Annotated in this window: 11 protein-coding genes; 3 read left to right on the top strand and 8 right to left on the bottom strand. The window is 68.8% G+C overall.

What is annotated here, in order from left to right; genetic code table 11:
• Nucleotides 1-36 precede the first annotated feature (36 nt).
• From folB to bglX, 3 genes are read left to right on the top strand one after another with little or no spacing between them, the layout of a single operon-like run.
• Nucleotides 37-396, top strand: coding sequence for a dihydroneopterin aldolase (folB, locus tag LG380_RS10955; RefSeq protein ID WP_225766575.1), 360 nt, complete (start codon nucleotides 37-39; stop codon nucleotides 394-396).
• Between the two features lie 27 nt (nucleotides 397-423).
• On the top strand, nucleotides 424-1,689 hold the full coding sequence (locus tag LG380_RS10950; RefSeq protein WP_225765128.1) for a mechanosensitive ion channel domain-containing protein: 1,266 nt from the start codon (nucleotides 424-426) through the stop codon (nucleotides 1,687-1,689).
• Between the two features lie 39 nt (nucleotides 1,690-1,728).
• Nucleotides 1,729-3,903 carry a beta-glucosidase BglX gene (gene bglX, locus LG380_RS10945; protein ID WP_225765127.1) on the top strand — a complete coding sequence of 725 codons (2,175 nt, stop codon included), beginning with the start codon at nucleotides 1,729-1,731 and terminating at the stop codon, nucleotides 3,901-3,903.
• A 66-nt stretch (nucleotides 3,904-3,969) separates the two neighbouring features.
• Here the strand turns inward: bglX and LG380_RS10940 are convergent, their stop codons facing one another.
• The 8 genes from LG380_RS10940 to LG380_RS10905 all read right to left on the bottom strand — a co-directional run bounded on the left by LG380_RS10940 (nucleotide 3,970) and on the right by LG380_RS10905 (nucleotide 11,924).
• Complete coding sequence (locus LG380_RS10940) at nucleotides 3,970-5,118, bottom strand: PQQ-dependent sugar dehydrogenase (protein ID WP_225765126.1); 1,149 nt, start codon at nucleotides 5,116-5,118, stop codon at nucleotides 3,970-3,972.
• A gap of 120 nt (nucleotides 5,119-5,238) precedes the next feature.
• Nucleotides 5,239-5,574 carry a hypothetical protein gene (locus tag LG380_RS10935; protein WP_225765125.1) on the bottom strand — a complete coding sequence of 112 codons (336 nt, stop codon included), beginning with the start codon at nucleotides 5,572-5,574 and terminating at the stop codon, nucleotides 5,239-5,241.
• A 91-nt stretch (nucleotides 5,575-5,665) separates the two neighbouring features.
• The gene (locus tag LG380_RS10930; RefSeq protein ID WP_225765123.1) at nucleotides 5,666-6,163 is read right to left on the bottom strand and encodes a hypothetical protein; all 498 of its coding nucleotides are present in this window, start codon (nucleotides 6,161-6,163) and stop codon (nucleotides 5,666-5,668) included.
• Between the two features lie 75 nt (nucleotides 6,164-6,238).
• Nucleotides 6,239-7,564 carry an APC family permease gene (locus LG380_RS10925; protein WP_225765121.1) on the bottom strand — a complete coding sequence of 442 codons (1,326 nt, stop codon included), beginning with the start codon at nucleotides 7,562-7,564 and terminating at the stop codon, nucleotides 6,239-6,241.
• The gene (locus LG380_RS10920; RefSeq protein ID WP_225765119.1) at nucleotides 7,561-8,346 is read right to left on the bottom strand and encodes a hypothetical protein; all 786 of its coding nucleotides are present in this window, start codon (nucleotides 8,344-8,346) and stop codon (nucleotides 7,561-7,563) included. The genes LG380_RS10925 and LG380_RS10920 overlap by 4 nt, the downstream gene beginning before the upstream one ends.
• 20 nt (nucleotides 8,347-8,366) lie before the next feature.
• The gene (locus LG380_RS10915) at nucleotides 8,367-9,215 is read right to left on the bottom strand and encodes a MurR/RpiR family transcriptional regulator (protein ID WP_225765117.1); all 849 of its coding nucleotides are present in this window, start codon (nucleotides 9,213-9,215) and stop codon (nucleotides 8,367-8,369) included.
• A 172-nt stretch (nucleotides 9,216-9,387) separates the two neighbouring features.
• Nucleotides 9,388-10,485 carry a dipeptide epimerase gene (locus LG380_RS10910; RefSeq protein ID WP_225765115.1) on the bottom strand — a complete coding sequence of 366 codons (1,098 nt, stop codon included), beginning with the start codon at nucleotides 10,483-10,485 and terminating at the stop codon, nucleotides 9,388-9,390.
• Nucleotides 10,482-11,924 carry an SH3 domain-containing protein gene (locus tag LG380_RS10905; RefSeq protein ID WP_225765113.1) on the bottom strand — a complete coding sequence of 481 codons (1,443 nt, stop codon included), beginning with the start codon at nucleotides 11,922-11,924 and terminating at the stop codon, nucleotides 10,482-10,484. The genes LG380_RS10910 and LG380_RS10905 overlap by 4 nt, the downstream gene beginning before the upstream one ends.
• Between the last annotated feature and the right edge of the window lie 186 nt (nucleotides 11,925-12,110).

Below are 12,110 nucleotides of genomic sequence, written 5' to 3'. Positions count from 1 at the left end.
GGCTAGAATCCTGAGCCCGTATTGTCGCAGCATCCAATGGACAAGGTATTCATCGAGGGCCTGGAAATCGAGGCGCTGATCGGCATCTACGACTGGGAACGGCGCATCCGGCAGACCCTGGTGTTCGATCTGGAAATGGGCTTTGACAACCGCAGGCCCGCGGCCACCGACGACATCGCCGACACCCTGAACTACAAGGCGGTGAGCAAACGGCTGGAGGAGTACGTCCGCCAGTCCGGCTTTGGCTTGGTGGAGACCCTGGCCGAGCGTTGCGCGCAGATCGTGCTGGACGAATTCAACGTGCAGTGGCTGCGGCTGAAGCTGTCCAAGCCCGGTGCCGTGCGTGGCGCCCGCGCCGTTGGCGTGATCATCGAACGCAGCCGCGACGCCGGCTGATTCCCCGCAGTAGAAAAAGGATTCCCCATGCAGCAACCGGCACTCGTCCTGCCGTGGCTGGAGTCGCTCCAGCAGTCCCTGGAACCGTATCCGATGGCGTGGCCAGCCACCGTGCTGGCCGCCCTGGTGGCGGTGGCATGGCTGGCCAATTTCGTCACCAAGCGCATCCTGCTGCGCGGCCTGCACAGCGTGATCCAGCGGGTGTCCGGCCATGGCGAGGAAGGCCGCCGCCCGCTGCGGGTGATCTCGCGCCTGGCCAACGTGGTGCCCTCGGTGGTGATCGCCGCCGGACTGAACCTGGTGCCGGACCTGCCCCCGGACCTGGTGCGGGTGCTGCAGGGCGCCTGCCACGTGTGGACGATGCTGACCATCGCGCTGGCGGCCTCGCATGCGCTGGACGTGTTCAACGACTTCTACGAGCGCCGTCCGGATGCGCGCAACAAGCCGATCAAGGGCTACCTGCAGGTCGCCAAGATCGTGGTGTTCGTGCTGGCCGGCCTGTCGGTGGTGGCGACCCTGGCCGGGGTCAAGCTGCTGCACGTGCTGACCGGCCTGGGTGCAGCAACCGCGGTGCTGATGCTGATCTTCCAGGACACCATCCTGTCGCTGGTGGCCAGCGTGCAGATCAGTGGCGATGGCCGCATCCGCATCGGCGACTGGATCGAAATGCCCAGCCAGAACGCCGATGGCGACGTGATCGACATCGCCCTGCACACGGTCACCGTGCAGAACTGGGACAAGACCGTCACCACCATCCCGACCAAGAAGCTGGTCACCGAGTCGTTCAAGAACTGGCGCGGCATGCAGGAATCGGGCGGGCGCCGGATCAAGCGCTCGCTGTACCTGGACCAGCACAGCGTGCAGTTCCTTGACGACGGGCAGGTGGCCGAGCTGTCGCGCTTTGCGCTGCTGCATGACTACCTGGACGGGAAGCAGCGCGAGCTGCAGGCCTGGAATGCCGGACTGGCGGCCAAGGGCATGGCGCCGGTCAACGCGCGCCGGGTCACCAACCTGGGGACGTTCCGCGCCTACGTGGAGCAGTACCTGAAGCACAATCCGCGCATCCACCAGGAAATGACCCAGCTGGTCCGGCAGCTGCAGCCGACCGAGCATGGGCTGCCGCTGGAGATCTACTGCTTCACCGCCAGCACCGCGTGGGCCGAGTACGAGGCGATCCAGTCGGATGTGTTCGACCACCTGCTGGCGATCCTGCCGGCCTTCGGGCTACGCGTGTTCCAGCAGTCCAGCGATGCGATGTTCATGCAGCTGCACGACCAGGCACGCGCGCGCTGAGTGCGTTGCCGGCAAGACCCACGTTCCGAGGAAGTTCCCATGGCCGATGACCGCATCGAATCGCTGATCTCCCGCATGACCGTGGAGGAGAAGGTGGGCCAGCTGGGGGTGTTCGCCGACATGGTGCGGCCGTTCGCGCCCGACGTGAACCCGGAAACCAACGTGCGCAACGCCGAGCAGGTGCTCGAGCAGGTACGTGCCGGGCGCGTGGGCTCGCTGTTCAACGGGGTCGGTGCCGAAGCCGGGCGCCGCATCCAGCAGGTGGCGGTGGAGGAAAGCCGGCTCGGTATCCCGGTGATCCTGGCGGCCGACGTGATCCACGGCATGCGCACGGTGTTCCCGATCCCGCTCGGCGAGGCCGCCAGCTTCGAGCCGGAACTGGCCCGGCGCACCGCACGCGCCACCGCGATCGAGGCGACCGCCGCCGGCATCCACTGGACCTACGCCCCGGCCGTGGACATCGCCCGCGACCAGCGCTGGGGCCGCGGTGCCGAAGGTGCCGGCGAGGACGTGGTGCTGGGCTGCGCGTTCGCCGCCGCGCGCGTGCGTGGTTTCCAGGGCGACGATCTCACCGCGCCGGACGCGCTGCTGGCCACGCCCAAGCATTTCGCCGCTTATGGCGCGGTCGCCGCCGGCATGGAATACGCCCAGGTCGACATCTCGCCGCAGACCCTGCGCGACGTGCACCTGCCGCCGTTCAAGGCCGCGCTCGACGCCGGCGCGCTGGCGGTGATGAGCGCCTTCAACGACATCAACGGCGTGCCGGCCAGTGCCAGCGAGGAACTGCTGACCGACATCCTGCGCGGCGAATGGAAGTTCCCCGGCGTCGTGGTCTCCGACTACACCGCCGACATGGAGCTGGTCGCGCACGGCTATGCCGCCGACGAGCGCGACGCCACGCTCAAGGCCTTCACCGCCGGACTGGACCTGAGCATGCAGAGCGGCTTTTACGCCGAACACCTGCCGGGTCTGGTCGAAAGTGGGCAGGTGCCAATGGCGATGCTCGACGAGGCGGTGCGGCGCATGCTGCGGCTCAAGCAGTCCATCGGCCTGCTCGATGATCCCTACCGCTCGCTGGACCCGGCGCGCGAGGCCGACACCTCGCATATCCCCGCGCACGATGCGCTGTCGCGCGAGGTGGCGCGCCGTTCCATCGTGCTGCTGAAGAACGAGGACGCGGTGCTGCCGCTGCGCAGGCGCGGGCAGAAGATCGCGCTGATCGGCCCGTTCGCGCGCGACCGCGACAACATCGAAGGCTGCTGGACACTGTTTGGCGACAAGGCGCGCTACGTGAGCCTGGAGCAGGGCATGCGCGCCGCGCTCGAGGATGACTCATTGCTGGAAATCCTCGATGGCTGCGGGCTGGAAACCGCGCTGCAGGACGGCACCGAACAGGCAATGGCCGCCGCGCAGCGCGCCGACGTGGTGGTGCTGGCGCTGGGTGAGCCGCAGCGCTACAGCGGCGAGGCGCAGTCGCGCGTGGAGATCGTGCTGCCGGCCGCGCAGCAGGCGCTGGCCGCAGCGGTGGCGATGACCGGCAAGCCGCTGGTGGTGCTGTTGCGCAATGGCCGCGCACTGGCCCTGCAGGGCGCGGTGCGCAATGCCCAGGCGATCGCGGTGACCTGGTACCTGGGCACCCAGACCGGGAACGCGGTGGCCGATGTGCTGTTCGGCGACTACAACCCGTCCGGCCGCCTGCCGGTGAGTTTCCCGCAGGTGTCCGGGCAGCAGCCGTATTACTACAACCATCCGCGCACCGGCCGTCCCGAGCTGCCGGACATGTCCGAGTTCAAGGCGCGCTGGCGCGAGATCCCCAATGCGCCGCTGTACCCGTTCGGCCATGGCATCGGCTACACCACGTTTGCCTACGGCCAGCCGCGGCTGTCGACCGCGCGGCTTGGCTGGGACGACACGCTCACCATCACCACCACGCTGACGAACACCGGCAAGGTCGCGGGCGAGGAAGTGGTGCAGCTGTACATCAACGACCGCGTCGCCTCGCGCGTGCGTCCGGTGCGCGAGCTCAAGGACTTCCGCAAGGTGGCGCTGGCTCCCGGCGAAAGTGTCGAGGTGGAGTTCCAGCTGCACCGCTCGCAGCTGCAGTTCACCGGCCGCGATGGCGTGCTGCGCGCCGAACCGGGCCTGTTCGACCTGTGGGTCTGCGCCTCGGCGCAGGACGGCGAGCCGGTGTCGTTCGAGCTGCTCGCTCTTTGATTCGCAAAACGGAAAAAGCCCGCCACCGCACGGTGACGGGCTGTTCTCCGAGCCTTTTGATGGGCGTCAGTTGCGCGGGGTCAGCTTGAGCAGGCGCCCGCCCTTGCCGTCTTCCAGCAGCCAGATGGCGCCGTCCGGACCCTGTTCGACTTCGCGGATGCGCTCGCCCATGTCAAAGCGCTCGGCCTCGCTGGCGTTCTCGCCCTCGAAGGCGACGCGAACCAGCGACTTGGACGACAGGCCACCGATGAAGCCGCTGCCCTGCCACTGCGGGAACTGGCTGCCGCTGTAGATGATCAGGCCGGCCGGGGAAATCACTTCCCACCAGGTCACCTTCGGTGCGATGAAGTCCGGACGGGTGTCGTGGTTGGGGATCTCGCGGCCGTCGTAGTGGTTGCCGTTTGAAACCAGCGGATAGCCGTAGTTGCCGCCGCGCTGGATCAGGTTGAGCTCGTCGCCGCCCTTGGGGCCCATCTCGTGCGCCCACAACCGCTGCTGCGCATCGAAGGCGATGCCGAGGATATTGCGGTGGCCCAGCGACCACACCTGGTCGGCGGGACTGCCCTGGTCGACGAAGGGGTTGTCGGCCGGCACGGAACCATCGTCATTGAGCCGGATCAGCTTGCCGAGGTTGGCCTTCATGTCCTGCGCCGGATCGAACTTCTGGCGCTCGCTGGAGCTGATCCACAGCTTGCCGTCCTGGTCGAAGGCAATGCGGTGGCCGTAGTGGCCGCTACCGGTGACCTTGGGCGTCTGCCGCCAGATCACCTGCAGGTCGGCCAGCTTGCCGCCACCGGCCTTGTCCAGCTGCAGCTTCGCCCGCGCCACGGCCGCGCCGCGGGTATCGCCGTCGCCGGCCTCGGCATAGCTGATGTAGACCAGCTGGTTGCTGGCGAACTGCGGATGCAGCACCACGTCGCCCAGGCCGCCCTGGCCACCGTAGGCCACTGCCGGCACGCCGGTGATCTCCGTGCTCTTGCGCGAGGTGACGTCGAAATGGCGCAGCTTGCCGCCCTTCTCGGTGACCAGCAGGCCGCCATCAGGCAGGAAGGTCATTGCCCACGGCTCGTCGAACCTGCCGAACTCGGTGGCGGTGAACGGCCATTGCGCGCGTTCCACCGCCGCCGGCTGGGCTTCGTTGTCCTGCGCGCAGGCCGTGGTGACCAGGCCGGGCGTCAGCGCGCAGGCGAGGGTGAGCAGCAGTCGGGGCGTCATGCGGGTCTCCTGTTGCAGCTGGGTATTGCCGGGTGTTTTACACCATCGATAGCGAAACCGGCGTCACCACGCCCCCCCGCTGGCCGCGCGACTGCACGTTTCACGAGCGACTGCGCCCGATCAGCGGTCCCGCGAAGTGCCGGACACCAGCTTGCCGGCCTCGTCCCAGGCGCGGCGGATCGCGTGGCGCGCACGGTCCCAGCCCAGCCCGGGCTTGTCGCGATGGTCGTGTTCCCAGCGCTGCTGCAGTTCGGCTTCCACTTCCTCATAGGCGCGGGTGTATTCGCGCACGCGGGCCTCGTGGCCGGCGTAGTAGGCCGATTCGAAATCCTCGAAACGGTCGCCTTCGGTGTAGTACGGCTCTGCGGTGAAGCGCTCGCGCCAGAACGTGGAAACCGCGGTGCGCTGCACGCCGTCATTGGGTACGCGGCCGGGGATCTGGTAGTCGGTACTCATTGGCGTTTCCTTTCTCGGGGACGCATGACCCTAACCGCACCGGCATTAAGGCCGGTGCGCCACGGCGTGAGCGCCGGATCAAGGACTGCGCTCAGGCCGGCAATGACGGGGCGTCGTAGGGCAGCGGCGTAGCACCGGCGGCGGTGATCGCGGTTTCGGCGCGGTCCAGCACCTCCGGTTCGGCGTCGACCACCAGCAGGATGCGGCCGCTCTCGATCTGCTCCTCGAAGGTGCGGCGCACCGGGTCGGGCACGGTCGAGCCCATCAGCGCCGACGACCAGCTGCCGACCAGGGCGCCGGCGGCGGTCAGTGCGCCGGCACCGGCCAGGGTGATGCCCAGCGGCGGCACCGCGATGGCCACCAGCCCGGCCAGCAGGCCGGCGGCACCGCCGCCCAGCGCGCCACGCGCAACGGCCGGCAGCATGTCGGTGCGCGCTTCCTTGCGGTCGTCGGGAATCTGCTGCAGCTCGATGTCGCCACGGGCCACCAGCGACAGGTCATCGTTCTCGACCCCATGCTGGCGCGCTGCCTGCAGGGCGTGCTGGGCGGCCTCGACGTCGTGGGTGCTGTAGACACGGCGGGTCTTCATCGGCGCGTTCCTGTGGGGGAGACGCCGCACGATCGCCGCACTCCAGTTAGCCAGCCGTGACCGGGACGTGGCCGCTCAGTGAGCCCGGCGCGGGAACAGGTAGATCACCGCGCCGATCGCGAAGGCCACCGCCGCGGCAAGGATGTTCTGCCAGCTGGCGCTGGCAAACAGCGCCAGGCACAGCAGCAGCGCCAGCACCGGGATCAGCCGGCCGCCGGGCAGCTGCATGGCCTCGGCGCGGTGGCCGTAGCGGCGCTCCAGCACCAGCACCGCCGCGGCGGTGCCGATGTAGGACAGCAGCCGGGTCACCATCGACAGCAGGGCCAGCAGCACGAACGGATTGTGGGTGGGTTCCTCGATCAGCATCGGTGCCAGCGCCAGGCCAAGCGCGATCACGCCCTGGGTGATGATGGCCGCGGCCGGGGTGCGGAAGCGGGCATGCACCCGGGCCAGGATCGACGGGCCGTAGCCGTCATGGGCCAGGGCGTACAGGAAGCGCGGGCCCATCATCATCGTGTTGGAGTTGGTGCCCAGGATCGACACCACCGCGCCGAAGGTCAGCAGCATCGCCATGCCGACGCCGCCGAAGGTGGCGGCCGAATCGGCCAGCGGTGTGGCCGAACCGGCCAGCCCGGCCAGCGTGCCTTGGGCGACCAGCTGCACGCCGGCATAGACCAGGGTCACGGTGACGATCATCGTCATCAGCGCGAACGGCAGGTCGCGGCGCGGGTTGCGGTATTCGCCGGCGGCGGCCGGAATGTTCTCGAAACCGGCATAGGCATAGAGCAGCAGCAAGGCCGCTTCGCCGAGCCTGGCCGGGTCATGCAGGGCAATGGCCTCGCCGCGGAAGGCCAGCGACCAGTCCACGTAGAACAGGCCGACGAAGATGAAGACCGCCAGCGGCAGCAGCTTGCCGATCACCAGCGCCACGCCGGTGCGCGCGGCCGAACGCACGCCTATCACGTTGATGAAGGTCAGCAGCCCGAGCGAGCCGACGATCACCGCCGCACGCCCGCCGCCTTCGCCGAGCACCGGCCAGAACCGCGCCAGCGCGTCGGCCAGGGCATTGGCCAGCGCCGCCGCCGAGGCGATGCGGGTCAGCCAGATCATCCAGCCGACCTGGAATCCGATGAACGGGCCAAAGGCCTCGCGTGCGTACAGGTAGCTGCCGCCGGGCGCGTCGTAATAGCTGGCCGCCTGCGCGTAGCAGGCCACCAGCAGCGCGACGACGACGCCGGCCAGCACCACGCCCCACAGGCTGAAGCCGCCGAGCAGGGCGACCGTGGCCGCGGGCAGCAGGTAGATGCCGCTGCCGATGACGTCATTGATCGACAGGCCGACGATCTGCCAGCGACTGACCGCGCGGACCAGCTGCGGCTGGCTGTTGTCGGCTTCGCTCACGGTGCGGCCTCCAGTGCCGGCAGCTGCCACTGCGCCTGCAGCCGGCGGTATTCAGCCGCGGGCAGCAGCACGAAACGGGCCTGCGGCTGCAGCCAGGCCAGCAGCGCGCTCATCCGTGCCGGTTCCATGGCGGTGCAGCCGGCGGTGGCCTCGCCGGGCGCGCGCCACAGATGGGCGAAGATGCAGCTGCCCAGGCCGGGCTGGTTGCCCGGGTTGTGGGCGATGACGAAACCTTCGCGGTAGCGGACGTCGCCGTTGTTGTGCAGGTCCAGCCGCATCGGCTCGGTCGAGCCTTCCACCGCCTCGGCGCCGACCTCGTCGGCCTCGACGATGCGGTTGTACAGCGGCGACTCGGGCACGTCGATGCAGTAGCTGTCACGCAGCATCGGCCGGTAGCGCAGCGCGCTGTCGATCATGCCTGCGTAGCCGAAGGCCTCGCCGATGGCGAACACGCCCGCCGGGCTGCGGCCATCGCCTTCGCGCTTGCGCGGACCGTCGCCGGCGGGCGCCGGATGCAGGCCCACGCCCCAGGCGCTGCCACTGCGGCCCAGGGCCACCTCGAAGGAGTCGCCATGCGGCTGCCAGCCATCGTCGCCGCGTTCGAACGCCTGCAGGCGCCCGCTGCCCGCATCCCAGCCCTCGCTGGTCACCACGACCACTTGCCTGGCGCCATCGAGCGGGCCGCTTGCTGCCAGGGTGGCGGCAGCCGGCACGGCCAGTGACAGCAGCAGGGCCAGGCGCGGCAGCAGGCCGCCGGTGGCGGCGCGGGTGGGACTGGGCATGGGTCGGCAGGCTCCGGCGGTCAGTTGTCGATCAGGTGCTGGATCCGTTCCTGGTTGACGCCGAGCTGGCGGTACCGGTCCGGGTTGGCATGGCACAGCAGCACGAACACGAAATCGAGCAGGTACTGCAGCGAGGAACGGTACAACAGTTGCGCCATGTGCGGTGCCTGCGCATGGGCGCAGATCGCCAGCGCCGCATCGGCATGCGCGCGCAGCGGATTGGAGGTGTGGCGGGTGATCGACACCACCCTGCCGCCGCCTTCCTGGAACTGGCGCGAGAGCTGCCACAGCTGGGGCAGCCGGCCGAACTCGGAGAACACCAGCATCACGTCGCCCGGCCGCGCAGCGGAAAGGTTGGCCATCATCAGCACCGGATCGGCGTGGTGCACGGTGAGGATGCCCAGCAGCGACAGCCGCATCGCGAACTCGCGTGCGTACAGGCCGTCATCGCCCAGGCCGTAGACGAACACCTTCGGTGCGGCATCGAGCAGGCCGACGATGGCCTCCACCGTCTCCTGCGGATTCACCAGCCGCGTTTCCTCCTCGGCCTCGAGCTTGGCACGGTGCAGGTCGGTGGCGTGGCGGGCGTAGTCGCTGTCGGCCGGCGGCGCCGGTGCGGCCTCGGCCTGGCCGTTGCCGGCGCGGGCCACCGCCTCGCCAATGGAGTACTTCAGGTCGGGATAGCCCTTGAAGCCGAGCTTCTGGCTGAACTTCACGACCGAGGACTGGCTGATGTCCAGCGCATTGGCTAGCTGCTGCGAGGAGTAGTCGCGCAGCAGGTGGGCGTTGTCGAGGATGAAGTCGGCGATGCGACGCTCGATCGCCGACATCTGCTCGCGTTCGGAACGGATCTTCAGCAGCGGTGGCATGGGCGAGGTGGCGGTTGGGTGGCAGGACTTTACGGCAGCGACCGGCGCCGGCGCAGCGGGCCGGCAGGCACGCGCACGCAGATGCGAACGGCACCTGCGCGGACAGGTGCCGTGCGGGAAACCGCCGGGGTATGCGGCAGCGCGGTGCGGATGACCCTGCGCTGCCAGGTGCTCATGCGGGGAGCATTTCCAGCCCGCGCACCTCGGTGATGCCCAGGCCGGGCGCATCGGAGATGCTGATCTCCGACTCGTTGAAGGTGACCCCGCCCTCGACCGGGTTGAAGCGGCCCAGCGACGGACCATCGAGGTCGACCTTGGTGATCACGTCGGCGCGGGCCACTGCCAGGTGCACGGCGGCCGCCACGCTGATGCTCGATTCGATCATGCAGCCGATCATGCACGGCATGCCGTAGATCGCGGCGATGTCGGCGATGCGGATCGCGTTGGACAGGCCACCGGTCTTCATCAGCTTGATGTTGATGATGTCGGCGGCGCGCTGCTGGATCAGGTCGAACACCTGGGTGGGGCTGAACACGCTCTCGTCGGCCATCACCGGCGTGTTGACCCGGTCGGTGACGTACTTCAGGCCGGCGATGTCGGCCGCCTTGACCGGCTGTTCCAGCAACTCCAGCACCACGCCCGCGTCCTCCAGCGCCTTCATCGCGTGCACCGCCTGCTTGGCGGTCCAGCCCTGGTTGGCGTCCAGGCGCAGCAGGGCACGGCCCTCGACCGCGGCATGGATCGCCTTGACCCGCTTGATGTCCAGGCCGATGTCCTTGCCGACCTTGATCTTCAGCGACTCGAAGCCGCGCTCGATCGCCGACAGCGAGTCGGCCACCATCTTGTCGATGTAGTCGACGCTGATCGTGATGTCGGTGGTGATCACCGGGTCGCCGCCACCCAGCATCTGGTACAGCGGCGCGCCGTGCAGCTGCGCCCACAGGTCGTAGACGGCAATCTCCACCGCGGCCTTGGCGCTGGTGTTGCGTTCCATCGAGCCCTGGATCAGCCCGCAGATGCGGTTGAGGTTGGACACGTCCTGGCCGATCAGGCGCGGGCCGATGAAGTGGCGGATCGCCTCGATGATCGAGCCGTGGGTGTCACCGGTGATCACCGCCGTGGCCGGTGCCTCGCCGTAACCGGTGTGGCCGGTGTCGGTGCGCACCAGCACCACGATGTCCTCGACCGTGTCGACGGTGCGCAGGGCGGTCTTGAACGGGGTCTTCAGCGGCACGCGCAGCATGCCGAGCTCGATGGCGGTGATCTTCATTCGTGGGCCCGTGGCCGGATGCGTTGGATGTTGGTGATGCGGTCGACGTAGCTGGCGGTGTCGCTGGCCATCATCGGCTCCAGCGGCGTCACCGAGACGCCATTGAGGTGGGCCTGCACGCGCTTGCCATCCGCGCCGAACCAGCTGCCGCCGGAGGTGTCGTGGATCAGCCAGGTACGGCCGTCGGCCTTGCCGATGGCCATCATCACGTGGCCCGGGATGTAGACCAGATCGCCGACCTGCAGGTCGGCCACGGCCTGGTCACGCTGGTCCTTGCCGTCGTCGGCAGTGAAGGCGATGCGGTCCAGCGCCGGGCTCACCGCCTGCGCGCTGGTATTGCGCGGCAGCAACACGCCGAAGCTGCGGTAGATCTCCGAGACGAAGCCGCTGCAGTCGCGGGCGTCGTACGAGTGGCCCCAGCCGTAGCGCTCGCCGAGGAACTTGAACGACTGCACCAGCAGGTTGCGCGGGGTCAGCGGCAGGTACTCGTCGGCGGTGTCCTGCGAGCGCGGCAGCAGCGCCGGCACCAGGGCCAGCGAGCCGTCGGCGTTGCGCACCGGCAGCTGCAGCACGTGGCCGGCGTGGGCCTGCTGGCCATTGACCGGTTCGTTGGCCGGCCAGCCGGCCAGCACCGGCAGGCGTACGCCCATGTCCAGCTGCAGGCGCGACACGCGCGGCTCTTCCGGGGTGTAGGCGGTGAAGGCGGTGGCGCCGGTCACCACCCGGTACGGGCCGGAGCTGCCATAGCCGAGTACCTGCGCGCGGCTGCCGAGGCCGACATGCTGCTTCTCGATCCACGCCGAGTAGCGCTCGCTGGTGACGAACAGCCACTGGCCGTCGGCGCTCTCGTGCAGCACTGCTACCGTATCGCCGGGGAACAGCGCCGACTCCTGGAAGCGGTCGATGTCGGTATCGCCACGGCTGTTGAACACCCGCAGCGCGGTCGGGAAGGTGCGCAGCGCGGCGCGATGCACCACCAGCCCGTAGCGGACATCGGTGGTGGCCGCGACCTTGCCCAGCGCCAGGTTGCGCTCCAGCGAGCGCAGCTGCGAGGCGCCGACCTCGCGCCCGTTGACGTCATACAGGGTGCGGCTGGGCAGGGACGAAAGCTCCTGGATCCTCGCAACCACCTCCTCGCGCGACAGCGTCGCCGGCAGCGCGGCGAGGTCGTGGATCGACTTGTCCTCGGCACGCATGCGCGCGTTCTGCGCGGCGATGCCGGCGCGGTCCAGGATCACGCGGTCCGGATCGGGAAGCTGCCCGACCCAGTGGTCGGCGCCCAGATAGGAAGCCTGCAGGCCGATGACACCGGCATGGCCGTCGCCCGTTCTCTGGGGCACCGGCGAGGAAGCCAGCGCGAGCGATGACCACAGCAGGGCCGCGGCGGCGACACCCAACGGCAAAGGCCGCAGGGCGGCAGACAGGCGGAACGGATTCATCGAACAGGCTCCTCGGTAGCTTCAGGAATAGTTATTCCTTGTACGCGCGATTGCAAGAATAAATTATTGACCCGGCAATCGAGCCCGTGCTACACACCCTTCGTACCACCCGCGCGTTGGGGAGTGTCGTCGTGGATCGTGCCGTGCCTGCGTTGTCGCGTAGTTGCCCTGCCGTGCTGCAGTCGA

The sequence above is a fragment of the Stenotrophomonas sp. Marseille-Q4652 genome (assembly GCF_916618915.1).
Classification (GTDB): Bacteria; Pseudomonadota; Gammaproteobacteria; order Xanthomonadales; family Xanthomonadaceae; genus Stenotrophomonas.
The sequence above is the reverse complement of the archived record's forward strand: the minus strand, read 5'-3'. Positions and strand labels throughout refer to the sequence as shown.